Below are 23,990 nucleotides of genomic sequence, written 5' to 3' on the forward strand. Positions count from 1 at the left end.
AGAGAAGCTGTTATCGAAATGTTTACTTTATACCCAAAAGCGATTTCACTGCTCTGCGTACTGTTTTTCGGAATCGTGGCCGGTAATCTCTCTGCGGCCCAGCCGACTTTTCCGCTCTACCCTCATCCCGACCGTTTTGTTATTAACGAGGGGGACGATGCGAAAACCTGTCTGGATCTGGACAAAGAGATTGCCATGCTTGAGCGTCGCACATACTCCTACAAACCGCAGTTCTATGAAGACCCCCTTCACGGCGGCGCCATCTGGGCCGGAACTCTCTACTTTCCCCCCGCCTATGGCTATCTCGCTTATTCGGGTGCAGCGGAATATACCGAGCACGCCCGTATTCTTGAAGCACGTCGCCGCATCGCGGTTTTACGTCAGATCAAAGCCTATCGCCGCTGCTACGAAGATTAATGGCTACAAACAGTGTTCAAACGGCAGTCCGCAACCAGGACTACTCCTGGAATGAGCTGACCGGCATGATCCTGCAGCACCGGCGGGAGCTGATTGCTGCGAATATCATCGCCATCTTCGGCGCCATTGCTGCGGTACCCGTCCCCCTGTTGATCCCTCTACTCGTTGACGAAGTGCTGCTCAATCAGCCGGGTCGTGCAATAGCCACTATCGACAGCCTCTTCCCAGCAAGTTGGCAGGGGCCGACGCTCTATATTCTCGCAGTTTTGGGTCTTACCCTGATATTACGTCTGATCACCCTTATCCTCGGTGTCTGGCAAACCCGCCAATTCACCTGCATCGCCAAGGATGTCATCTTTCTAATCCGGCGGGACCTGCTGCAACGCCTTGAGCACATCTCCATGTCCGCCTATGAGACCCTCGGCAGCGGTACGGTGGCATCCCACCTGGTAACCGACCTGGCTGCCGTGGACAACTTTGTCAGCACGACTACCAGCAAATTTCTTGTGGCGGTGCTCACCATAACCGGCACAGCCCTGGTGCTACTCTGGATAAACTGGCCACTTGCCCTGTTCATCCTGCTGCTGAACCCAATTGTCATCTATTTCACGACGGTTTTCGGCCGGCGGGTAAAGCGCCTGAAAAGAGAGGAGAACTCCGCCTTCCAGTTGTTTCAGGAGTCTCTGGAAGAGACCCTCGATGCGATCCAGCAGATCCGCGCCAGCAATCGGGAACGTCACTACATTCAGCGCATCATCGACAAGGCGGAGAGTATTCGCCACCACTCCGCCGCCTTCACATGGAAGAGTGATGCCGCCGGACGACTCTCCTTTGTCATCTTTCTTTTCGGCTTCGATATTTTCCGCGCTGTGAGCATGTTCATGGTGCTCTATTCCGACCTCACGATCGGCGAGATGCTGGGGGTCTTTGCCTACCTCTGGTTCATGATGGGACCAGTGCAGGAGGTATTGAACGTACAGTACGCCTACCAGAGCGCGCAGGCGGCACTGAGCCGGATCAATCAGCTGATGCGGGTCGACCTGGAACCCGTCTATCCCCATCAGGAAAACCCGTTCAAAGACAAAACAACCGTCTCCGTCGAGCTTAACGATATCCATTTTGCCTATGGTGAAGGACCTTCCGTGCTCAAGGATATTTCATTACAAATTTCCGCCGGAGAAAAAGTGGCACTGGTGGGTGCGAGCGGCGGAGGAAAAACCACCCTGGTGCAGATTCTGCTCGGACTCTACCCTCCCGCTTCGGGACAGGTGCTGTTCGATGGTGTACCGGTCAACAGAATCGGCATGGACGTGGTAAGAGATCATGTGGCAACCGTGCTGCAACACCCTGCGCTGCTAAACGACAGTGTGCGGATCAATCTCACACTTGGCCGCGATGTCCCTGAAACAGAACTCTGGCAGGCGCTGAAAATCGCGCAGCTCGATGCAACCATAGAGCGAATGGATCAGGGACTGGAGACGCTGATCGGCCGTTTCGGCGTGCGTCTCTCCGGCGGCCAGCGACAACGGCTGGCAATTGCCCGTATGGTTTTGACCAACCCAAGCGTGGTCATCCTTGATGAAGCCACCTCCGCCCTCGACACTACAACCGAGGGAAATCTCCACTCGGCGTTGCAACAGTTTTTGGCTGGCCGCACCACTATCATCATCGCCCATCGGTTGAGCGCGGTGAAACAGGCCGACAGGGTTCTGGTATTCGAAGACGGCAGAATTGTGGAACAGGGAAGACATGATGAGCTGATTGCAAACAATGGCCTCTACTCCTCCCTATACGGCCGACAGCAGTAAATCCATAAGAGGTCGGAGTCAAACAGCACTATTCGGTTTTACTCGCCAGAAGCCCCGTCCGGTTTGTCCCCTGCAAGTACACCACCATGAAAAAGTTAAAGTTGAAGACAGATACAGACGAGTGCGACAATCACCCGGGACCAGCCACGGACGAGATAAGAGCGATAATGTTCAACCAGGCACTCTCTTCACAACAAAACTGCGCATCGACGATTCCGAATTTAACGGGATTGTGGCCAGTGTTAATTATTCTCTGCTGCAGTTCATTGGTGTTCGCGAATGATCCCCTGCCCCTGCCATCGGGACTGGACCTCTCCCTACCCGACATGGAGCCCGCCGTCACATTGGAGAAACACCACAACCGCACGGTGGAGGAGTACCGCGTCAACAATAATCTCTATATGATCAAAGTGACCCCGAATATCGGCCCCTCATATTATATGGTTGATCCGGACGGCAGCGGCGAAATGGAGATGAAACGCGGCCCAGCCGATGTCAATGTGCCTAAATGGACACTTTTCAGTTGGTAACTCAACGCACCCCAAAAACCGGCACATGAGCCAATCAAACGAGAACACCATGAACAGTAATAGAATCATGCGATGGATACTGACCGGGCTCCTGTTGGCAGCAGTCAGCACAACCGCACTTGCGAGTACGCTCGAAACCGTCAAAAAACACGGAACACTACGCTGCGGAGTCAACACTGGCTTGCCTGGATTTGCCCTGAAGAGTAGTGCAGGTCGCTGGGAAGGCATGGACGCCGATTTCTGTCGCGCAGTGGCAGCTGCGGTCTTCGGCGATGCCGAAAAAGTTGAATTCATTCCCCACACAACCAAAACACGTCTGCAGGCATTGCAGAACGGCAACATCGATCTACTGGCGCACAACGTCACCTGGACCATGAGCCGTGATCTCGGCACGGGTCTCGACTTTGCCGGTATCTACTATTTTGATGGTCAGGGTTTCATGGTTCGCAAGGATATGAAAGTACGCAGCGCCCTCGCCCTGAATGGAAGCAGCATCTGCGTTATCGGTGGAACCACGAGTGAAGCCAACGTAAAAGAGTATTTCATCAGGCATCAGATGAAACTTCGTCTGGTGAGCTCTGATACCTCAGTGGATGCACTGAAGAATTTTGAGCAAGGCACTTGCAAGGTCCTCACCAGCGATCTGTCACAGCTCTATTCCCTGCGCACCAGCACAAAAAACCCTGGCGACTATAAGGTGCTGCCGGAACCCATCTCCAAGGAGCCACTCGGCCCGGTGGTGCGTGAAGGTGACGATAACTGGCGCGACATCGTCCAGTGGACGCTGTTTACCCTGATCAACGCCGAGGAGATGGGGGTCAGCTCCAACAACGTCGACCGCGTTCTGGAGATCGCGCACACCCCCGAGGTTCTGCGTCTGCTGGGCAAGACGGGCGCTTCCGGCAAATCTCTAGGCCTGGAAAACGACTGGTCCTATCAAATCATCCGCAAGGTCGGAAATTACGGTGAGGTTTTCGAGCGCAATCTGGGAAAACAGACTCCGCTTAAAATGAAACGTGGTTTCAATTCAACCTGGCAAAATGGCGGCCTGCTCTACGCGCCTCCCGTGCGGTAATTAATCAGGAGGCCAGCAATGTTCACGGGTATCGTTCAGGGGACAGTAGAGGTCGTCGAGATCATCGAAAAAAGTGACTTTCGCACCCACAAGGTCCTTCTGCCAGGCAAGCTTCTGGATGGGCTGGAACCCGGCGCCTCCGTAGCTCACAACGGTTGTTGTCTGACGGTTACCGGAATCGAGGATGATCTGGTCAGTTTCGACCTGATGCAGGAGACCCTGCGGGTTACCAATCTCGGCGAGGTGGAAGCTGGTGACCGAGTGAATGTGGAACGGGCCGCCCGCTTCGAGGATGAGATCGGCGGCCATCAAATGTCCGGCCATATCCTCTGCACAGCGATTGTGGTCAATGTGGTCGCAACAGAAAACAATCATCAGGTTCGTTTCAGACTGCCGGATGAGTGGATGAAATACCTCTTTACCAAGGGATATATCGGCATCGACGGTATCAGCCTGACCATCGGTGAGGTATCCGGCAACGAATTCGAGGTCAACCTGATCCCCGAAACCCTGGCTCGCACCAACATCGGCAGTCGCAAACCCGGAGACCGGATCAACATCGAGATCGATCCGCAAACCCAAGCTATCGTTGATACCGTGGAACGGGTTTTAGCAAAAACACCCTCTCCTTCCTAACCCGGTTGTTTTTGAGGAAGCAGGTTCCGGGAAGAGGAAACGATTGTAAAATCACGCACGAATAATCATCCTAAATACCGCTCCAGCTTCACTTGGCCCTGTTCATTCATCGATTTGTGACGCAAAATATTGCCTATCTGAAACGACAGGTAATCTCCGCAACCAAGTCGTCTTCGTCTTCGATTCCAGATAAGTACTTTGATGCAGGCAAGTGAAACAACCATAGAGGCTCCACCCGTTCGCGTCGCAGCCTTAGGCGTCGACGATCGCATAAGGAACAGCCTGCGCCTATTTTTCCACGAATCCTGCAAGGATCGATTTCAGCTGGTGGAAGAGGAGGCAGCAGACGCCGTCATCATCGATCTCGACCATAAAAAAGGGATACGACTGGCACAGGAGCAGCGACAGCTTCATCCATCCACACCGGTCATAGTAATCTCCCAGGATCCACGGGAGACAGGCAGCCTCATAAGCCTGCTCAAACCACTGAAAAAACGCAGTCTTGCAAAAGCACTGTTACGGGCTGAAGCGCAAGCGAAAGACCCACAGAATTCCTCATCAACCCTGCCCAGCCTGCAAATTGCATCAACGCCGGTCGCGCCTGCTGAAGAGAGTGGTGAAGATGTCGTCATGGCGGGAATGCCTCCCACCAGCACAGGCTATCAGATCGCCCGCCACCTTGCGGAAAAGGATATCCAGGCATTTCTGGGGTCAACCCCAGATATTGATACTAATAGTGCCCAGCAACTGGCCAATATCCGCTACGACCCGGATAGTTTTTTCCAGGGAAAACTGAGCCAAATCACTGCCATGATGAAACAAAAGGGGCAGGCGGTGCGACTGCAGTTTTCCAATGAAGAGTTCATTATCCTCTACCCCGACGAAGAGATGGCTCAGATTAATATGAGCGAATCCAGGTTAGGGGCTCTCTCCGCTGCCCCCATATCACCAGGTGGTCTCTCATTCACTTTTTGCGATGATCTCTTCTCACCGGATGATGGGGCTGCGGATTCATTTATGCACCTCGATGCTCTCATGTGGAAAACAGCACTTTGGGCCTCGCGGGGCCGTATCCCCTACGAAACCGATCTCCATAAACCGGTTGCCCTGGATCGCTGGCCAAACCTGACGCGTCTGTTGTTATTACCCAACACCCTTGAGATTGCCGCACTCTGGGCGGAGCAACCTCACTCGCTCATCGAAACTGCTGCAAAGCTAAAAATCCCGCAGCGCTATGTTTTCGGTTTCTACAGCGCAGTTTTTGCCTTGGGGCTGGCAAATACAGGAGAGACAATGAAGACCCTCGACTATGTCCCGATTGCTGCCGATACAGGGGAAAAACAGCCGGCCTCTGCCAGCTGGCTCAGCAACTGGATACCATTTTTCCGCAGTAAAAACGGATGAAAAAAGACCTCAAAATCATCTTTACCGGGCCGGTGGGGGCAGGCAAAACCACTGCGATCAACGCCATCAGTGATACTGATACCGTGTCCACCAATGAATCCTCCACGGACGAGCTCCGCTATCGTAAAAACACCACCACAGTCGCAATGGATTACGGCATCATCAACATGGTGGACAGCAAGCGGGTGCATCTCTACGGGACACCTGGTCAAGAACGTTTCGACTTCATGTGGGACATCCTGATTCAGGGTGGCATGGGCCTGGTCCTGCTGGTGGATAATGCCCGCCCCGACCCGCTGGAAGACATGCAGTTTTTTCTGCAGCGATTCGGGGACTTCATCCAGCGCACCCGAGTCGCTATCGGTGTTACCCGAATGGATGTCTCCAGTACACCCAGACTGAACGAATACCAGTCATTATTGAATGAGCAGACGCGAAAAATCCCACTTTTCGAAGTGGATGCCAGAGTCAGACAGGACGTATCCATCCTGGTGCAGTCGTTGCTTCATTCTCTGGATCATCAGAAGCGCGAATAACCGGAGTTTAGGCTCGCTCAAGTGCAGCGGAACCTGCATCCCGGCAACGCCTTTGTCACTCCAGAAATGCCCGATCCGCTGCGCTTGATCAGGCCTACGCCTCCATTCATTGATTACCATATTAGAAAATATCGATGACTTTTGCGCCGTCTCGTGCTATTTTCCCGCATCGGTTTTAAGGTCAGATTCATCGCGTATCGGCACCCGTCAGCACGCATTTTGTCAGACCAAGAGGCACACCGGTTTCTAGGGAAGCCCGGCGTGCCTGATATTTTCACCTTCCTGATTGGGTCGTGATGGGTTCGCTCACTCAACTATTGATTACACCTGTCGCCACAGCAGTGCTTATCGCCCTGCTTCCTGGACAGAATCAACGTCTGATCCGGGGAGTCGCACTCTTCGGCTCCGCCATCGCCTTGCTGCTCTCCTGGCGATTATTCGCCGGCTTTGATAACTCCCTTGCAGATCTGCAATTCATGGAGGTTGTGCCCTGGAACCCGCGCCTCGGCACATCTTATGCCGTCGGCATCGATGGTATCTCCCTCTCCATGATCCTGCTGGCAACCCTGCTCAGTCTGGTCGCCCTGGCCGCTTCGGCCAGCATCACCAAGCAGGTGAAAGGCTACTACATACTGGTGTTGGTGCTGGAATCCGCCATGCTCGGGGTATTCATGGCCCAGGACTGGTCGCTATTCTATGTCTTCTGGGAACTGACCCTGATCCCGCTCTTCTTCCTCATTGATCGCTGGGGAGGGAAAAATCGTCAGGGTGCAGCACTCAATTTCGTGCTCTACACCATGGGCGGGTCGGTTTTTATGCTGCTTAGCCTGCTGGTGCTTTTCGACACCCTGCCGGGCCACTCCTTTGCCATGGATCAGATGCGCGCCGGCGCGCACCTGATTTCCGAACAGAAACAGGTCCTGATCTTTTTGGGTTTTCTCATCGGTTTCGGGGTCAAGATGCCGATCTTCCCTATCCACGGCTGGCTGCCGCTGGCCCACGTCGAGGCACCGAGTCCTATCAGCATCCTGCTCTCCGGCATCCTGTTGAAAATGGGATCCTACGGTCTGATCCGTGCCGCACAGACCCTGCCCGATGCCGTCATCTCCCTGCAGGGGGTACTGGTTGCCCTCGCGTTGGTAAGTCTGGTCTATGGTGGTCTATTGGCTTGGCGGCAATGGGATCTGAAACGGATGATCGCCTACTCTTCGGTCAGCCACATGGGTGTGGTGTTGCTGGGCATCGCAACCCTAAATTTCGCCGGTCTGACCGGAGCGGTTATGCAGATGATGGCACACGGATTGGTGGCGGGCGCCACTTTCCTGCTGATCGGACTGCTCTATGAACGCACCCACACGCGCAACATCAATGACTACAGCTCCCTGCTTCGGGTAGCACCACGCTTTGCCTTCTTCACCACGATTGCATTTATCGGCGCCGTTGGCCTGCCCGGCACTTTTGGTTTTATCGCCGAACTACACGTCCTGATTGGCGGTTTCGAACGTTGGGGCTGGTTGGTGGTACTACTAACCCTAGGCGTATTGATCAGCGCTGCCTATGCGATACGCACTATCGGCCGTCTCTTCACCGGGCCCGTTCGAAAGGAGATGCAGGATATCGCTGACCTGCGGCCCAGCGAGATGGCAGCCGCCATCGTGTTGACTGGCGGCATTGTCTTATTGGGCATCTTCCCGGCTCCGGCACTGGAGCTTGTGTCCGCCTCCATCACCCAGTTGAGCGCCACCTTCGCGGCCCATCTGTAATCAAGCGAGGAGAAAACTTTGTCCGCCGCCAGCCATGAGACAGATTCCGTCGATATCCGCAGCCGCCTGCATCATGTTATCGAGCACTTCGAGCATGTACTGCCAGGACAGGCGCCGATCAAGGACTTCGTCCACCACAACACGCTGCACGGCTTCCAGCATCTGGAATTCACCGAGGCACTGGCAGAGGCGGAGCGCATTAACGGTGCAAGGGGCTACCTGCCGGATGACCGTTTCCGGGAGTTCTACGCTGAGGGGCGCATCACCCTGGAAGATCTGCGGGCCGTCATCGATGAGACCCCAGCACTGGAGCCCGACGAGGTCCTGCTGGAGAATATCGACGGCGCACTGACCTACCGTGATATCACCATTGCGGCTTTGCTCCACCCTCTGAAGACAGTCACTGCCTGTCAGTTCAACTGGCAGATCGAAGAGTTGGATCTCCTGCGCCGTTTTCAGTCCGACGTCGACAATAACACTCGCCAACATTTTCTCGAAGCTGCCGCCGAGCAAGGTCTGAGCGACGAAAAGGCTGCCATCTCCGATCTCTGGACCATATGCCTCGAAACCCTCGGCCTGGAGCATTTCTGTATGCACCCGGAGGAGTTGGTTGATCTCTCTCCGGAGCAGGCGGAGCGCATGCTACACACCCTGACCATTGAGGACGACAGCTTCAGTAGCGTTCACTACCGGGTGCGAAAAGAGTCCGCCAAGCAACTTGACCGGACAATATCGCGGATCGGACAGGAAATCACTCTGCACGGCCTATTGCTTGAATTGACCGGCAAGGATCTGCTTGATGAGATTCGTCCACTGCTCATCCGTTTCATCGCCAGTTTTCTTGACCAGGGCCAAGCGGCTTGGCAAGCCCCCGAGCGCGATACAGGCTTTTACACCACCTGGCGACGCAGCGTCGCCGTCTCTCTAACCGGCTTCTTCAACGAGATGCCGGAGTGGCAGGACGAGATCGCAGTGCTCGACGAGGACCCGATGGAGGCAGTGATCTCTGAACTGCAGCGCATGGGGCTTCCGGAGACGTACTGGGAATCTTATCTGGAAAGACTCGCCCTGGAGCTGCCCGGCTGGTCCGGCATGTTTCTCTATCGCCACAATCACCCCGGCTACGAAGGCTCTCACGATGTCTCCGTGGAGATGCTGGATTACCTCGCGGTACGATTGGTGATGGAACGCCTTTTCGCCCAGCGGCTGTGCGATCAACAGTGGCAGATTGCGCCCAACCTGGACATGCTGCGCTGGTACTTCCGAAGACGCCGCTCCGAGTTCATGGTGCGCCACAGTCTGCACAACAACCGGCTGCCGGAGTATCTCATTGTCCGTGCGCAACAGCTGGAACTGCAGACACCCACACCCAGCGATGACTATCCCCAGTGGCGTCAGCTGGCTGACATGATCTGGACATGGCGTCAAAGCCCCGCCTCCGACCGCCCAGCAGGACATTCGGTCTACGGCAGTGCCTGGCAGCTCTTTCGTCTGAGCCAGCATCTGGGGCTCATCGGACAGGATATCGCTAACCTCGGCGAACAGGGCGTAAGAAAACTCTTTGATTGCCTGCACCGCCTCACTCCCGATACCCAAAGTTTCCTCTGGCTGCAGGCCTACGAGCGCAACTATCGCGAGCAGATCTTCAACGCGGTCGTCAACAATGAGGGACGGGGACACTGGAAGAGTCGCGGAAGCACACCCGCCGCGCAAATCGTCTGGTGCATGGACGATCGCGAAGAGGGAATCCGCCGCCACTTGGAAGTCATCAATCCCGCCATTGAAACCTTCGGTGCTGCTGCCCACTACAACGTCCCGCACAATTGGCGGGGGCTCACCGACGAGAAGATTTCCGGACTCTGTCCCGTGGTCATGGTACCGGCGCACGAAATCAGGGAGAGAGCGCATCCCGGTATGGAAGAGCAGGCAAGACAACTCAGCAAGCGGCACAAGAAGCGGCTTCGACTGAAAGATCTCCTGCATCAGGAGACCCGCCGCAACCTGCTTGGTTCGACCGTACTGATCGCTCTGGCCGCCCCCGCCACTCTCGGCATTCTGATAGCCAAGGTATTGGCGCCGCTAAAGGTTGGCAAACTCTCTGCCAAACTGCGTGATACTTACGAAACCGCCGTGCAGACTGACATTGCAGTCACCGCCGCGCCAGATGCACCCGAAGGCACGATCGAACACAACCGTCTCGGTTTCTCGGATGAGGAACAGGCCGACCGGGTAGAGGTATTTCTGCAAAACATCGGCTTGGTGGATGGCTTCTCACCGCTGCCCATCATCATGGGTCACGGCTCCAGCAGCGAGAACAATCCGCACCGCGCCGCTTACGACTGCGGCGCCTGCAGCGGCCGTCACTCCGGTCCCAATGCGCGTATTCTCGCCGCCATCGCCAATCGCCCGGAGATCAGAGAGATCCTGCGTCAACGGGGAATCGACATTCACAAGAACAGCTGGTTCATCGGCGCCTTCCACAACACCTGCGATGAGAACATCGACTGGTTCGATATGGATAAGGTGCCGAAATCCCACCAGCAGATTCTCTCCGTTATCCAGAGGAATGTGGATGAAGCGTGCCATCATTCGGCTCATGAACGCTGCCGTAAATTTTTCTCCGCCCCGAAACAACCCAACCTGAAGCAGGCGCTTGCCCATATCCAGGGACGTGGTAACGATTTCAGCCAGGCACGCCCCGAACTGGGCCACGCCACCAACGCCTGCGCCGTCATCGGTCGCCGTTCCATTACCCAGGGTGCCTTCTTCGACCGCCGGGCCTTTCTCATCTCCTATGATCCCACCATCGATCCCAGTGGGGAGATCATCGAACGTCTGCTGTTGGCCAACGGTCCGGTGGGCGCGGGTATCAGCCTGGAGTATTACTTCTCCACCGTGAACAACGACGAATACGGCTGTGGTTCCAAGATAACCCACAACATCACCGGCCTCTTCGGCGTCATGGAGGGGGCCAGCTCCGACCTGCGCACCGGCCTGCCACGGCAGATGATCGAAATCCACGAGGCGATGCGTCTGCAGGTCATCGTGGAGCAGAAGATCGACCTGTTGACTGAGATCTATATGCGACAACCTCCGCTACAGGAGTTGGTGGGTAAAGGTTGGTTGCTACTCAGCGCCAAAGACCCGGACAGCGACCGAATCGATGTCTTCTATCCCGATCGAGGCTGGGTGCGTTGGGAGGGCCAGATCAACGAACTGCCGACAGTGAAAAACTCCGCCGACTGGTACGCGGGGCACATGGAGCCACTGACGCCAGTATTGCTGGAACAACCCGGAGAGACCCGTCATGCCTGAATTCAGCCACTCCGTCTGGTATGCCCCGCTCTTCGCACTAATTCCGATGATACCGCTGCTGCCCCTGTTGGCGGCCGGCTGGATTGGCCTCTCTTACGCTTATGAAGGCAACCGCGGTGAGTCCGGCGAGAAAATCACTGCACGGGTGGCAGTTGGTGCCGCTTTCCTCTCACTGCTCTGTCTGCTGTTAGTCGATCTCTATGCCCTGCTCACCGGGCATGCCCCGGGGCAGGTGCGGATAATGGAGTGGCTCAACAGCGGCGACTACCAGATCAATATCAGTTTCACGCTAGATGCCCTGGGGCTCTCCATGGCCACCCTCGTGGCAGTTATCTCGTTCATCACTCTGCGTTTCTCGGTCAACTACCTGCATCGCGAAGCGGGATTCCAGCGCTTCTTTATGATCCTCTGCCTCTTCATGTCGGCAATGCTGTTGATCGTGATAAGCGGCAGTGCAGTCATGGCATTTATTGGTTGGGAGTTAGCGGGCGTGAGTTCCTACCTGCTGATCGGTTATTCACTCGACCGCCCCACCGCCACCAACAACGCCACTCGCGCCTTCGTCACCAACCGTATCGGCGATGCAGGTTTCATTCTGGCGATCTTCCTTGCGTTAACGTGGATTGGTGATGTCGAGTGGCCAGGCATCCTCTCGGGTGTCTCAGGAATGTCGACCCTGACTGCCGGCCTTCTGGCCTTTGGATTTCTGCTCGCCGCCCTGGTGAAATCAGCTCAAGTACCGTTTTCGCCCTGGATCGCCCGCGCGCTGGAAGGCCCTACCCCTTCCAGTGCAGTGTTTTACGGCAGCCTGATGGTACATGCTGGCGTGTTCTTGGTAATCCGGCTGCAGCCGGTCTTTGAACAGACCCCGCTGATGATGATCTTTCTCGTCATTTTTGGAGTAACGACTGCGCTCTATGGCTATCTGTCGGGACTGGTGCAAACAGATGTAAAGAGCATGCTGATCTTCTCCACCATCGCCCAAGTGGGCCTGATGTTCGTGGAGTGCGGCCTCGGCCTGTTTGACCTGGCCGCCTGGCACCTGGCCGCCCACGCTATCTGGCGCGCGTATCAGTTCCTCAGCTCCCCCGCCCATATGCACCTGATGTCACGCCCCACCCGACCGGTACCTGCATGCCTGGGCAGACGCCGCTGGCTCTATACCGCTGCGATTAATCGCTTCTGGCTCGACGCTATCGGCGATTGGCTGCTGACGCGCCCCACCAAGACATTGGCCCAGGACACGCAAAATTTCGATGACAAGGTCATCATTCCGCTGGTTGGCTTGCCGAGTCAGGCAGACGCGATCAGTTCGCTGGCGCAATGGGAACACAAGAGAGGCGGGCACCATCCTTCAGCTGAAGGTGACGTGGGAATGGGACACGGCCTTGCAGGAAAATTGATGGAAGGTATCGCCTCTCTCCTGCACTGGTTCGAGGAGCACCTGGTGCTGAAGGGCGGAGGGGAGGGACTGATCAATACGATTCAACGTGTCGGTGGCCAGCTGCAGAAGATCGAAGAGCTGTTGAGTCATCCTCGTTACCTATTACTGCTGATCATGGCCACCTTTGCGGTGATTATCTGAGGAATCCTGAACGATGATTACCGAAATCCATTGGACCGCCCAGTCGGCCTACCCGATTCTCACCACGTTGCAGTTGTTGCCGCTGGTCGTGCTGATGGCGATCCTGGCCATGCGAGAGAACCGGCTGGTGCCTTTGATCGGCATAGGCGGTGCGGTAGTAGAACTGCTTTTGGCCATCAACCTCTGGCTTAACTACGACTCCCATCAGGGCGCCATGCAGTTTGCCGAACGGGTTGAGCTGTTTGGCCCCCTTGCCTACCATGCCTCGGTGGACGGCGTCAGTGTGTTGTTTATCCTGCTCACGGCGCTGATCACGTTGTTGATGGTGATTTACGGGCAGGTGCGACAACTGCTGCCCCACGCTTGGTTCCTGGCACTGGTGTTCGCGGTAGAAGCCGCCCTGATGAGCATGTTCACCACCGTCGATCTGCTCTGGTTCGTACTGGTATCCGTTGTGGAGCTGGGACTGGTGGGTATTCTGCTCGCCCGGTGGTCGACCTCCCCTGAATCAGAACTTGCCCAAACCCGCTACTACCAGTTCATGAGCACCAGCATCCTGCTGTTGCTGATTGGCATCATCATTCTGGGCTGGAACCATGCAGATGCAGCCGGAGGGGACTGGACATTCGACCTGATCAAGCTCGCTCAGACGCCTGTCTCTCCCGGCTTTCAGTCGGTAGCCTTCTTCCTCTTCTTCTATGGCCTGGCGGTGCGTATTCCGCTCTTTCCCCTGCATGGATGGCTGCCACTGGTCGCCGAACACGGTACAGTGGCAGCCGCACCGGTATTTCTTATCGGCCTCAAGATCGGCATCTACGGCATGTTGAGGTTTATCCTGCCACTGATGCCCGAGGCTGTCATGCATTGGCACCAGTACATCGTTGCCTTCGCCGTGGCCGGCATCTTCTATGCTGCACTGCTGGCGATGTTGCAGGTCAACCTGCGCCGGCTGCTGGCCTTTGCGGTGGTCTCCCATACCAGTGTGCTGGTGATCGGACTGTTCAGTCTCAATCAGATGGCTTTCGAAGGTGCGGTCATGCTGTCGATCAATTTTGGTCTGGCGATCACAACGCTGCTGTTTATGCAAGGTTTCGTCTATCGACGTACCCACACACTGTTGATGGCACGCCTGGGCGGACTCTTCGACAGCATACCGGTAATCGGCATTACATTTCTCATAGCAGGACTCTCCATTGTCGGCATGCCGGGAACCCCAGGCTTTGATGCGGCCCATCTGATGCTTGAGGGTGCCATTCACCGCTATGGCGCACTGATCACCATTGCCGCCGCCTTGGGCAATGTGGTGGCCGCAGGTTTCCTGCTCTGGGCATTCCAGCGTGCTTTTCTTGCGCCCCAGGATGAGTCCCAGCCTGTACGTAAGGTGGATCCAACTACATGGACGGAACTGCTCATCTCGGGCGTAATGATTCTGGTTCTGCTGGGTGCCGGATTTTACTCCGAACTCTGGCTCGATCTGATCGAGAAATCTCTGGATGGGCTGAGCGCGCTCTACATGACGCCTCACGTTTAGACTGTTCATCGGTGGCTATCAGTCACTCAACACTGGAATCGAGAAACGATGGTTGAAACAATCCAGGCACTGACAAACGGCGTTCCGTTGATCAGCCTGCTGATCCTCTCGCTACCGATCGGCGCAGCTTTGGTCTGGCTGGTTCCCGGTAGTGAAAGATCTCGTTGGGTGGTACTGACGACCGCGCTTATCGACCTGGTGCTCGCCACCCTGATACTTCTGGGTTTTGACGCAACACAGAGCGGCTTTCAGTTTGTCGAAACAGCGAGTTGGATACCGTCTCTCAATATCCACTACAAAGTGGGCGTGGACGGAGTTTCTGTGCTGTTCCTGCCTTTAACCGTGCTGCTCTTCCTTGGCGTGATTCTCAGCTCATGGACCAGCGTGCGCACCCTGCCCCGACTCTACTACACACTGCTGTTGCTGCTGGAAAGCGCGACCTTGGGCATTTTTGTCTCCCTCGACACCATACTCTTTTTCCTTTTCTGGGAACTGACGCTGATCCCGCTCTATTTCCTCATCAGTTTCTGGGGAACCGGCGCAAACCGGCGTTATGCTGCGGTAAAATATACTCTCTTCATGATGGCTGGCGGCGTGCCGCTGCTGTTCGGGTTCGTGTTACTCGCCTTCAATCATGCCGAACTTGCCGGAGCCACTCTGCCCGGCGGTTTGGTCTTCGACATGGAAGCCCTGCTCAGCCAAGCGCTACCCGCTGAAATGCAGACCCTCATCTTCCTGTTGCTGCTGGCAGGTTTTGCCTTCAAGACGCCGATATTTCCCTTCCACACCTGGCTGCCGGTGGTAGCCATGGAAGGCCCCATAGCCATCGCAGCCCTGATGACCGGTCTTAAACTCGGCGCTTATGGCATCATCCGCTTTGTTGTGCCCATGGCACCGGCTGCTGCACAGGATTTTCACTGGCTGCTTGCAGGTCTTGGTGTCATCGGCATCCTCTACGGTGCAGTGATGGCCATTGCCCAGACAAACCTGCGGCGCATGCTCGCCTACTCAAGCATCAGTCACGTAGGGCTTGTAATATTGGGTATCGCCTCATTGAATATCCAGGGCATCCAGGGCGCGCTGTTCCACCTGTTGAACTTCACCATCGTGGCTGGCGGCCTTTTCATCCTGACCGGTTTTCTGCACCACCGCACCGGTTCCACCGACATCATCAGCCTGGGGGGTGTTGCCCAGCGGATGCCGCTGTTAACCGCGTTCTTCTTCCTCTTTGGTCTAGCCAGCATGGGGGTTCCGGGTACCAACGGTTTTCCTGCAGAGTTTCTGGTACTGGTCAGTGCCCTTGAAACCCACACCGGGGCCGGTCTGGCAGCACTCTTTGGGGTCGTGCTGAGCGCAGGTTACTTCCTGTCGATCTATCGACGCAGCTTTCTTGGCCCCATCACCTCTCCCGTGGTTGATGAAGTCCAGGATCTACGCCATCGTGAACTTTTGCTGGTAAGCGTTATGGGGCTGCTTATCCTCACAGCAGGACTCTACCCGAATGCAGTGCTCGACCTGACTCGGGTGGCGAGCGAGCAATGGGTGGCAGGAGTGAAGTAATCTAATCCATGCTCTTTCAACGATGTTAGAATCGTCCGGAGATAAACTCATTCGGAGGAGAGCATGCGAACTGTTTCCACCATTACCATTACCAGTACCCTTACCCTTTTGCTTTTGGCATCTACTGCCCAGGCGGATCAGTCGTTTCAACTGACAAGCCCCGATATCAAATCCGGGACCCTGTTGAACAAAACACAGGTTTTCAATGGATTTGGTTGTACCGGCGGCAATATCTCTCCCCAGCTCAACTGGTCAGGCGCGCCGAAGAAGACAAAGAGTTTCGCCGTAACGGTTTTTGACCCAGATGCGCCGACCGGCAGTGGCTGGTGGCACTGGGTGATTTTCAATATTCCCGCCAATGCCGTTGGGCTGGCCCGCAATGCGGGTAACCCAACATCCCATCTGGCACCGGAAAACAGCGTCCAGAGTCGCACTGACTTCGGCAGTGCGGGATATGGTGGCGCCTGCCCTCCGAAAGGCCATGGCAAACACCGTTACCAGTTCAAGGTTCATGCCCTGGATGTTGAAAGGCTCGACATCGGCCCCGACAGCAGTGGAGCACTGGCTGGCTACTATATCAATGCCCATCAGCTGGGCACGGCAGAGATCGAAGCGATCTATGAACGTTCAGTCCCACTCTCACCACCGTCAAATTTCAGCGTGAAATGAGTCGATTCAAACAATCGGAGCCGGCAACCGACAAGACAATCGACGAATTGCAGCAAACCGCGCTGGTCCGCACCAAAGCCCTGCTGAAACAGGCTGGGCACCACTTTGGTCGACCTGTCCCCTCTGTGGCTATCAATTTCGAACTGAAAGGACAAGCTGCGGGAATGGTTCGTTTTCCCGCCTCGGGAAAAGCGCAAATCCGATATAACGCCGTTCTCCTGACTGAAAATGCCGAGGATTTTCTCAAACGGACCGTTCCACATGAGGTGGCCCATGTCATCGCCCGTACATATCACGGCGGAAAAATCCGTCCTCACGGTGCCGAGTGGCAGTCGGTGATGGGCTTTTTCAATGCCGAGCCGAGCCGCTGCCACAGTTACGACATCAGCCGTTCCTCGACCAGAAAGCTCCGTCGATTCCGCTACGCTTGTCACTGCAGCGAACATCTGTTGACCAGTATCCGGCACAGACGAAGTCTGGCTGGTCAGCGCTACTACTGTCGAAAGTGCAAAAATCCACTAAAGTTGGTGGTAAGTGTCGATAAGGAGCCTCTGAATGAATCTGGGTGAGATGCATTGACGATCAGAATGCGTCAATTTGAGGCCCAAATCGCACGTAATAGCAGGCTATTGCGAAGATTTGGAACGAAAAAGTGACGCATTATGGCGGCAAGGCACTCGACCATGGTTCGTTCAGAGGCTCCTTAAGTGAGATAACCTTTTGAAAATCCTGCTGGCCGCCTTGCTGCTGACACTCTGGTCTCATCAGACCTATGCATTTTTCTGCTTCACCTTCAGTGGGAGTGGCGGAGAGCGATATTCTAGGCAGAGGGTATGGTTACCTCCTGCCTATTTTCCACCAGTTCCCCATAGTCCGAGCTATCCGCTGGAGAGTGATCCTCAGCCACCCCCGATCCGCCCGGTACAAAAAACCGTCGAACAGGAGGTGGAGATCATCAATGGCTATCGCTTTCGAGCGCTTGGTAGAAACCGCACTAACGAACAGGCTAAAATCCCCCGCCTCAACCATTAAAATCTGACGATCATTTTTCAGAAATACATTCCAGGAGTTTTCCGTGGCAGAAAAGAGTGTGGATGTTGCCATCATCGGTTCCGGCACCGCCGGTCTGAACGCAACCAGTAAGGTCGGTCCTGCCGGCAAGAGTTTTGTACTGATCAACGGCGGAGAGCCGGGCACCACCTGCGCACGGGTCGGCTGCATGCCCTCGAAGGCACTGATCCAAGTGGCGGAGGATTACCACCGACGCACCCATCTTGGCCGCTACGGGGTGGATGGTCACGAAGAGTTGACCATCGACATTCCCGAAGCCATGGAGCATGTACAGGACCTGCGGGACAACTTCGTCGACCGGGTGCTCTCCAACAGCACCGACAACATGGGCGAAAAGTTTATCGATGCCTATGCTAAATTCGTCGACCCCAATACGCTGGAACTCGATAACGGCGACCGCATCCATGCCGAAAAGATCGTTCTCGCCAGCGGCTCACGTCCGGTTTTGCCCGAAGCCTGGAAGGCATTCGGCAGTAAAGTGTTGACCACCGACAGTTTCTTCGAATTGGAGAATTTGCCCGAATCCATGGCCATCGTGGGACTTGGTGTGATCGGCCTCGAATTGGGCCAGTCAATCAGTCGCCTTGGTGTCGATCTCACTGGTTTCGATCTTGCTGAACAGATCGGCGGTATCACCGACCCGGAAGTCAGCAAGGTCGCCCTGGAGATCATGAGCCGGGAGTTCCCCATTCACCTCGGCAAGGCCGTGGAGATTAGTGAAGAGGGTGACAAACTGCAGGTCACTGCCGGTGACATATCGGTGATGGTGGACAAGGTACTGATCAGCATGGGCCGAATACCCAACGTGGACAATCTGGCACTGGAAAATGCCGGTATCGAACTGGATGAACGTGGTGTGCCCCACTACAACCCCAACACCATGCAGATTGGCGACTCCCATATCTTTATCGCCGGTGACATGAACGGTGACCGTCAAATCCTGCACGAAGCCGGCGACGAGGGAAAGATCGCCGGTTACAACGCGGCCAATGACACGGTGCAGGGTTTCAAACGGAAGGTTCCCCTGGCTATCACCTTTTCAGATCCCAACATCTGCCTGGCGGGCACCCGTTACTCTGAGCTGGATATGGAAACCACCGCAATCGGCGAGGTGCGCCTGAATCCAGTTGGCCGCGCCATGATCATGGGGCAGAATCGAGGCATTATCCGGGTCTACGGCGACAAGGTGACCGGCCGGATGCTGGGGGTAGAGATGATCAGTGTGCGGGGAGAAAACCTGGGACACTTGCTGAATTGGGCGATTACCCAGGAGTTGAGCGTCGGAGACCTGCTGCGCATGCCCTTCTATCACCCCGTGATCGAAGAGGCATTGCAGGCGGCGCTCAACAACCTCTATTCCAAGGTCGAGAGCAAGAATGAAGGACCCATCAAGGAGTTGATTCCGCTGGATTAATACCCATCCAACAAACTTGTAGGAGCGGCGCCCCGCCGCGGTTCGGAGCCATCGCGGCGGGGCGCCGCTCCTACTCAGCCTCTGACTAGGGCCGCATCTCTTTGTAGTCCTGAAAGGTCACCGGTTCGATCTCCGGGTGCGCCTGCAGAAACGCTTCGAGTTTTTTCAGTGAATAGGGGCTCATCGCCTTGGGGTGTCCCATCACGTTGAAGATCGGCTCGCGCCCGGAGGCCAGCAGGCTCCTATAGGACTTCTCCAGCAGACCGGCCTTGGCGCCATCAATGGAGGTTACGGTATTGGTGACCTTGGTCAGAAGCTCCCGGTAGTAGGCGGCATTGGCCACCATGGCAGCACCATCGCCATAGGGTTTGAAATCCCCCCGCGCAAACTTTTTGATAAATACCATTTTCCAGTAAAAAGAGGGCCAGACCCTGCAGGCGGTGATGGGAATCTCCAGGAAACGTCCAGGCTCCACTTCTTTGACCGGATCACTTTCGAATCGCCAGAGAGACTTTTTCGGTGCGCCACGAAAGTCGAAACCGCGTATATCGTCCGGCGACATACCCTCATCGTAGACCGTGCTGTCGAGCCAGATACCCTGATTATGGAGCGCGTCGCCAATAGAATCGAAGGGCTGCATGCACCAGCCACCGGCACGGTAGGAAAAAATTGAGTCGCCCACGATATCGGTCAGCGCTTTTTTATAACGTGCGACGATCTCTTCGACCGCCTCGGGTGCATAGTCATGCAGACGGTAGCGACTCGTGTCGATTCGCCAGCCGCCATCCACGTACTCCGTATCCTCCCAGTGGGGGTGGATATGCAGCTGCACATCATGACCACCCTTCGTAAGCCGCTGAAGCTGCTCGCTGATAACAGCGTAATCCTGCTGCAAATCATCATTATCAGACGCAGCACGCTTCAGCTTGTCCAGATAACCGGCATCCACAAAAAGCGTAAGCTTGGCACCAAAACGATCGACCAGTTTTGCCAATTCATCGATGGGATGGATCATGCAATTGTGGACACTGCCCACTTCCCGACCAAAGAAGAGCTCATAATCCAGGGTAATAAGCAGACGCGTGCCCATCAAAAACTATCCGTTCCAACCAAATCGGTCATTATCGCAAAACTTACCGGTCCCATGGCAAATTTTTGTTACGCTTCTGCCAGGAATATCGCCCGGCGCGGTGCCGGCAGGCCTTCAACTGTCTGTGAGGCATCCTGAGGGTCGAGGTAGTCCGCCAGGGACTCAAACTGCATCCACTCTGTCGAACGCTGCTCCTCCACAGAAGTTCGGCCCACATCGATCAGACGGATATTGCTGAATCCCGCCCGCCGCAGCCAACTCTTTAGGGTTGCAGGCGAGGGCAGAAACCAGACGTTGCGCATCTTGGCGTAGCGTCCCTCCGGCACCAGCACCTCCCCCAGCCCCCCTTCTATGACCAAGGTCTCCAGCACCAGCTCCCCCCCCTTGCGCAGACAGCCTTTCAGTTCCGACAGATGCGCAAATGGGGAGCGGCGATGGTAGAGAACCCCCATGGAAAAAACCGTATCAAAAGCCTGTAGATTGGGGGGCAGATCCTCGATACCCAGGGGCAGCACCTCCACCGGGAGTTGCCGCCCCAGGAAGTAACGGATCGCCTCGAACTGTTTGACGAAAAGCTGTGTGGGATCGATGCCGATCACCTGTCTGGCACCCTCCCCAACCATGCGCCAGCAGTGGTAGCCGTTACCACAACCCACATCCAGCACCAACCGATCCCGCAAAGGTTGGATGTGGCCTTGCAGGCGCGCCCATTTCCAGTCTGAACGCCACTCTGTATCCAAGTGAATACCGAAGATATCAAAGGGGCCCTTGCGCCAGGGATGGAGCTGTTTCAACAGACCCGCGATCTCCTGCCGGACTGTGTCGCCACAGACCTGCTCTGTCCTGATAGTCACTGCACTGGAAGTAAGATCAATCTGTGATGGTTCGACGGAAGGCAGTGCGGCGATCGCCTCGGACCACTTCTGCATATCGCCGTGGGACCGCTCCCGCCAGACAGACTCAATCTGTTCCGGCAACTGGTCCAGCCAATGTCCCAGGGGCGTTCTCATCAGCGGCACCATCCACTGCCAATCACCGTTCATTTGATGGCCAGCAGGGAGACGAAATTGAAACATTGAAACCAGACTTCCACGATATTGAAACCAGCTTGAAACAATCTGTCCTGGTGGGTAGCCAGGGTTTCGGGAAGCAGCACATTCTCCAGGGCGGTACGCTTCTGGCTGATCTCCAGATCCGAGTAACCCTGGCCTTTTTTGAAAGCATGGTGCATGTCGGTAAAAAGGGCCTGCGCCTGAGGCTTTCCCAAGGCAATCTTTTCCGACAACACCAAAATTCCACTCGGCAGCATACCGTCAAAGATATGCTGCAACAGTCCGGATCGCCGCTCCGGCGGCACGAACTGGAGCGTAAAATTGAGCACTACCATGGAGGCTTTCCGCACCCTGATATCCTGAATATCGGCACACACAAAATCCACAGGCGCCTTTCCGGTATCGGCTTCAAGAAACTCTCTGGCCCGTGTCAGCATGGCAGGAGAGTTATCCACCGCAATGACACGGCAATCCCTGTCACCGATGCCTGAACGCATGGCTAAGGCAGCGGCGCCCAAAGAACAGCCTAAGTCATAACAGCGGCTTTCAGACTGCACACTCCGAGCCGCCAGGGTGGCGATCATATTGATGATGGTTGCATATCCCGGTACCGAACGCTGAATCATGTCCGGGAAGACACCTGCCACCATCTCATCGAAAACAAAGTCGGTGACCAGTGCCTGGGGAGTTGCGTAGATTTTATCCTTAGCCATTTCTGTCTTATATTCAACCGATACACTCACTTTCCAGAGGCATCTTTGGGACAACCAGAGTCATTGTGCCGTTGTCATCCCGACCGCAGGAAGAGATCTCAAACTATCCTGCTATCAACGAGTGACTATCAGGAGATTTCTCCCTACAGTCAAAATGACATTATTCTGAGGTCTCTGAAAATTTTCAGACCTACATTTTACGCTGATTTCCACTTGAGTGATGCATTCGAATAGAATGCCTATAACAGTAGAAGGAGTAACCCATGGGCCTGTTTGACTTCCTTTTGACCAACCAGATGAAACGCGACAAGATCGCCACTGGGATAGGCCTGAAAACAGGCATCTTCGTTGAATGCCCAATTTGCCGGGATGTCACGAAAGCACCAAATCATGAAGCATTCCGGGAGCAGACTGAGGACTATGTCAGGACGCTGGTAGAGAATCGGGATGGACAGACGAAATTATTCGGCAATGATGAAACAGAGATGATCCGCACCATCGCGGAGGTCGGAAAAAAACTGCCTTACAACTGTATGTGTCACATTTAGCCCGCTGCAAATGAACGAGCTGCCGCCTCTCCCTCGGCTACATCGACCCGGCTCAATAGCAGTGCTCCCGCTACAAACAGTATTGCCACCGAGAGAATGGCTATGCGTGCATCCCCGGTAATCACGCCAACCCAGCCCATCAAGAGGGGACCAAATACCACTGCAAACTTACCCAGCATATTGTAGAAACCAAAAAACTCCGCAGCCTGATCCCGCGGTATCAAACGAGCATAGAGTGAGCGGGAGAGCGACTGAATCCCCCCCTGCACCAATCCGATAGCCACAGCCAGTGCGTAGAACTCCCAGACCGAGTCCATACGGTAGGCCCAAAGAAGAATCATTAGATAGACGAAGATTGCCAACATAATCCCTTGCCTGGGACCTCTTCTTGCACCCAGCCGACCGAACAGAATGGCCGCTGGGAAACCGACAAACTGGGTGATCAACAGGGCTGTCATCAGATTGTTGGCATCAAAGCCGATAGAGAGCCCGTAATCCACCGCCATGCGCACGATGGTGTCGACCCCATCGATGTAGAGCCAGTAGGCCAACAGGAAGAGGAAGGTCATGCGCAACTGCCGCAGCTTGCGAAGCGTCGATCGCAGCTGCCGAAAACCGGCCAGCAGATGACTGCCCTCACCACATTTTTTTGGGGGCTCCTTAACGAACAGAAAGACCGGAATCGAGAACAGGCCCCACCAGAGGGCGACCGTGATAAATGAGAGCCTGACCGCCTCGGCAGTACCGCTGAGGCCGAAAAACTCCGGATAGAGCGTCATCACCACATCGAAGGCAAAAAGCAATCCTCCCCCCAGATAGCCTACGCCAAAACCCAGCGCGGAGAGCCGGTCGTAATCCTTCTCCTCCGCCACCGACACCAACAGGGAGTCATAGAAGATCACACCCCCGGAAAAACCCAGAATCCCCAGTCCGTAGAGTGTCAGCGCCATCATCCAGCTGCCCTGCCCTACCAGATAGAGGGCACCGGTCATGACTATGCCCATTGAGGTGAAGAAGAGCAGGAAACCTTTTTTTGCACCGGCCTGATCTGCGATCGATCCCAGCAGGGGCGCAAGACAGACGATGATGAGGCTTGCCAGAGAATTGGTCATACCCAGGTGGAAGGTACTCTCCGTGGCCTCGACGCCTGCACTCCAATACTGCTTGAAGAAAAGCGGAAAAAACCCGGCCATCACCGTTGTGGCGAAGGCTGAATTCGCCCAGTCATAGAAGACCCAGGCGAGCGCGCCTCCACGAATCTTCCGCATGAATG

General features: G+C 55.4%; 21 protein-coding genes. 17 read left to right on the top strand and 4 right to left on the bottom strand.

The genetic code is table 11. From position 1 onward, the window contains the following. The first annotated feature begins 18 nt into the window (after nucleotides 1-18). From HPY30_01495 to HPY30_01570, 16 genes are all read left to right on the top strand, one after another. On the top strand, nucleotides 19-417 hold the full coding sequence (locus tag HPY30_01495; GenBank protein ID QYZ64778.1) for a hypothetical protein: 399 nt from the start codon (nucleotides 19-21) through the stop codon (nucleotides 415-417). Then, nucleotides 417-2,225 carry an ABC transporter ATP-binding protein gene (locus tag HPY30_01500; protein ID QYZ64779.1) on the top strand — a complete coding sequence of 603 codons (1,809 nt, stop codon included), beginning with the start codon at nucleotides 417-419 and terminating at the stop codon, nucleotides 2,223-2,225. The genes HPY30_01495 and HPY30_01500 overlap by 1 nt, the downstream gene beginning before the upstream one ends. Before the next feature lie 326 nt (nucleotides 2,226-2,551). Next, on the top strand, nucleotides 2,552-2,755 hold the full coding sequence (locus HPY30_01505) for a DUF2782 domain-containing protein (protein ID QYZ67863.1): 204 nt from the start codon (nucleotides 2,552-2,554) through the stop codon (nucleotides 2,753-2,755). Nucleotides 2,756-2,804: 49 nt separating this feature from the next. After that, on the top strand, nucleotides 2,805-3,830 hold the full coding sequence (locus tag HPY30_01510) for an amino acid ABC transporter substrate-binding protein (GenBank protein ID QYZ64780.1): 1,026 nt from the start codon (nucleotides 2,805-2,807) through the stop codon (nucleotides 3,828-3,830). Between the two features lie 18 nt (nucleotides 3,831-3,848). Then, nucleotides 3,849-4,466 (top strand): riboflavin synthase subunit alpha, encoded by a 618-nt coding sequence (locus HPY30_01515; GenBank protein ID QYZ64781.1) that lies wholly within the window; start codon nucleotides 3,849-3,851, stop codon nucleotides 4,464-4,466. Between the two features lie 201 nt (nucleotides 4,467-4,667). Beyond that, a complete protein-coding gene (locus tag HPY30_01520) occupies nucleotides 4,668-5,870 on the top strand; it encodes a hypothetical protein (GenBank protein QYZ64782.1) in 1,203 nt (400 codons plus the stop codon). Continuing rightward, the gene (locus tag HPY30_01525) at nucleotides 5,867-6,406 is read left to right on the top strand and encodes a GTP-binding protein (protein QYZ64783.1); all 540 of its coding nucleotides are present in this window, start codon (nucleotides 5,867-5,869) and stop codon (nucleotides 6,404-6,406) included. Before HPY30_01520 ends, HPY30_01525 begins: the two co-directional genes overlap by 4 nt. 296 nt (nucleotides 6,407-6,702) lie before the next feature. After that, a complete protein-coding gene (locus tag HPY30_01530) occupies nucleotides 6,703-8,169 on the top strand; it encodes an NADH-quinone oxidoreductase subunit M (GenBank protein QYZ64784.1) in 1,467 nt (488 codons plus the stop codon). Between the two features lie 18 nt (nucleotides 8,170-8,187). Continuing rightward, nucleotides 8,188-11,484 carry a DUF2309 domain-containing protein gene (locus HPY30_01535; GenBank protein ID QYZ64785.1) on the top strand — a complete coding sequence of 1,099 codons (3,297 nt, stop codon included), beginning with the start codon at nucleotides 8,188-8,190 and terminating at the stop codon, nucleotides 11,482-11,484. Then, nucleotides 11,477-13,069 carry a hypothetical protein gene (locus tag HPY30_01540; protein ID QYZ64786.1) on the top strand — a complete coding sequence of 531 codons (1,593 nt, stop codon included), beginning with the start codon at nucleotides 11,477-11,479 and terminating at the stop codon, nucleotides 13,067-13,069. Before HPY30_01535 ends, HPY30_01540 begins: the two co-directional genes overlap by 8 nt. A 13-nt stretch (nucleotides 13,070-13,082) precedes the next feature. Further along, on the top strand, nucleotides 13,083-14,600 hold the full coding sequence (locus tag HPY30_01545) for an NADH-quinone oxidoreductase subunit M (GenBank protein ID QYZ64787.1): 1,518 nt from the start codon (nucleotides 13,083-13,085) through the stop codon (nucleotides 14,598-14,600). Nucleotides 14,601-14,648: 48 nt separating this feature from the next. Further along, complete coding sequence (locus HPY30_01550) at nucleotides 14,649-16,160, top strand: NADH-quinone oxidoreductase subunit M (protein QYZ64788.1); 1,512 nt, start codon at nucleotides 14,649-14,651, stop codon at nucleotides 16,158-16,160. Between the two features lie 63 nt (nucleotides 16,161-16,223). Then, nucleotides 16,224-16,829 (top strand): YbhB/YbcL family Raf kinase inhibitor-like protein, encoded by a 606-nt coding sequence (locus tag HPY30_01555; GenBank protein QYZ64789.1) that lies wholly within the window; start codon nucleotides 16,224-16,226, stop codon nucleotides 16,827-16,829. A 38-nt stretch (nucleotides 16,830-16,867) separates the two neighbouring features. Further along, nucleotides 16,868-17,398 carry a hypothetical protein gene (locus HPY30_01560; protein QYZ67864.1) on the top strand — a complete coding sequence of 177 codons (531 nt, stop codon included), beginning with the start codon at nucleotides 16,868-16,870 and terminating at the stop codon, nucleotides 17,396-17,398. Nucleotides 17,399-17,549: 151 nt separating this feature from the next. Further along, entirely contained in the window at nucleotides 17,550-17,861 is a 312-nt protein-coding gene (locus tag HPY30_01565) for a hypothetical protein (GenBank protein ID QYZ64790.1), read from the top strand. Between the two features lie 43 nt (nucleotides 17,862-17,904). Beyond that, complete coding sequence (locus tag HPY30_01570; protein QYZ64791.1) at nucleotides 17,905-19,314, top strand: dihydrolipoyl dehydrogenase; 1,410 nt, start codon at nucleotides 17,905-17,907, stop codon at nucleotides 19,312-19,314. An 85-nt stretch (nucleotides 19,315-19,399) separates the two neighbouring features. On the opposite strand, the gene HPY30_01575 is transcribed toward HPY30_01570, so the two are convergent. The 3 genes from HPY30_01575 to cmoA form a co-directional block, all read right to left on the bottom strand. After that, on the bottom strand, nucleotides 19,400-20,404 hold the full coding sequence (locus tag HPY30_01575; protein ID QYZ64792.1) for a hypothetical protein: 1,005 nt from the start codon (nucleotides 20,402-20,404) through the stop codon (nucleotides 19,400-19,402). Between the two features lie 68 nt (nucleotides 20,405-20,472). Next, a complete protein-coding gene (gene cmoB / locus HPY30_01580) occupies nucleotides 20,473-21,480 on the bottom strand; it encodes a tRNA 5-methoxyuridine(34)/uridine 5-oxyacetic acid(34) synthase CmoB (protein ID QYZ64793.1) in 1,008 nt (335 codons plus the stop codon). Continuing rightward, nucleotides 21,444-22,169, bottom strand: coding sequence for a carboxy-S-adenosyl-L-methionine synthase CmoA (gene cmoA / locus HPY30_01585; protein QYZ64794.1), 726 nt, complete (start codon nucleotides 22,167-22,169; stop codon nucleotides 21,444-21,446). Before cmoA ends, cmoB begins: the two co-directional genes overlap by 37 nt. A 263-nt stretch (nucleotides 22,170-22,432) precedes the next feature. Between cmoA and HPY30_01590 the strand changes: the two genes are divergently transcribed. Beyond that, a complete protein-coding gene (locus tag HPY30_01590) occupies nucleotides 22,433-22,717 on the top strand; it encodes a hypothetical protein (protein ID QYZ64795.1) in 285 nt (94 codons plus the stop codon). Here HPY30_01590 and HPY30_01595 read toward each other — a convergent pair. Next, entirely contained in the window at nucleotides 22,714-23,985 is a 1,272-nt protein-coding gene (locus HPY30_01595) for an MFS transporter (protein ID QYZ64796.1), read from the bottom strand. The genes HPY30_01590 and HPY30_01595 overlap by 4 nt on opposite strands. Between the last annotated feature and the right edge of the window lie 5 nt (nucleotides 23,986-23,990).

The sequence above is a fragment of the Gammaproteobacteria bacterium (ex Lamellibrachia satsuma) genome, from assembly GCA_019623805.1.
In the GTDB taxonomy this organism is placed as follows: Bacteria; Pseudomonadota; Gammaproteobacteria; order Chromatiales; family Chromatiaceae; genus QGON01.

Excerpts from the sequence above, each read along its gene's own strand:
- HPY30_01530 (QYZ64784.1), top strand. The coding sequence starts at position 6,703 with ATGGGTTCGCTCACTCAACTATTGATTACACCTGTCGCCACAGCAGTG.
- HPY30_01525 (QYZ64783.1), top strand. The coding sequence starts at position 5,867 with ATGAAAAAAGACCTCAAAATCATCTTTACCGGGCCGGTGGGGGCAGGC.
- HPY30_01575 (QYZ64792.1), bottom strand. The coding sequence starts at position 20,404 with ATGGGCACGCGTCTGCTTATTACCCTGGATTATGAGCTCTTCTTTGGT.
- HPY30_01495 (QYZ64778.1), top strand. The coding sequence starts at position 19 with ATGTTTACTTTATACCCAAAAGCGATTTCACTGCTCTGCGTACTGTTT.
- HPY30_01515 (QYZ64781.1), top strand. The coding sequence starts at position 3,849 with ATGTTCACGGGTATCGTTCAGGGGACAGTAGAGGTCGTCGAGATCATC.
- HPY30_01540 (QYZ64786.1), top strand. The coding sequence starts at position 11,477 with ATGCCTGAATTCAGCCACTCCGTCTGGTATGCCCCGCTCTTCGCACTA.
- cmoB (QYZ64793.1), bottom strand. The coding sequence starts at position 21,480 with ATGTTTCAATTTCGTCTCCCTGCTGGCCATCAAATGAACGGTGATTGG.
- HPY30_01545 (QYZ64787.1), top strand. The coding sequence starts at position 13,083 with ATGATTACCGAAATCCATTGGACCGCCCAGTCGGCCTACCCGATTCTC.
- HPY30_01550 (QYZ64788.1), top strand. The coding sequence starts at position 14,649 with ATGGTTGAAACAATCCAGGCACTGACAAACGGCGTTCCGTTGATCAGC.
- HPY30_01590 (QYZ64795.1), top strand. The coding sequence starts at position 22,433 with ATGGGCCTGTTTGACTTCCTTTTGACCAACCAGATGAAACGCGACAAG.
- HPY30_01500 (QYZ64779.1), top strand. The coding sequence starts at position 417 with ATGGCTACAAACAGTGTTCAAACGGCAGTCCGCAACCAGGACTACTCC.
- cmoA (QYZ64794.1), bottom strand. The coding sequence starts at position 22,169 with ATGGCTAAGGATAAAATCTACGCAACTCCCCAGGCACTGGTCACCGAC.
- HPY30_01595 (QYZ64796.1), bottom strand. The coding sequence starts at position 23,985 with ATGCGGAAGATTCGTGGAGGCGCGCTCGCCTGGGTCTTCTATGACTGG.
- HPY30_01520 (QYZ64782.1), top strand. The coding sequence starts at position 4,668 with ATGCAGGCAAGTGAAACAACCATAGAGGCTCCACCCGTTCGCGTCGCA.
- HPY30_01505 (QYZ67863.1), top strand. The coding sequence starts at position 2,552 with ATGGAGCCCGCCGTCACATTGGAGAAACACCACAACCGCACGGTGGAG.
- HPY30_01510 (QYZ64780.1), top strand. The coding sequence starts at position 2,805 with ATGAACAGTAATAGAATCATGCGATGGATACTGACCGGGCTCCTGTTG.
- HPY30_01555 (QYZ64789.1), top strand. The coding sequence starts at position 16,224 with ATGCGAACTGTTTCCACCATTACCATTACCAGTACCCTTACCCTTTTG.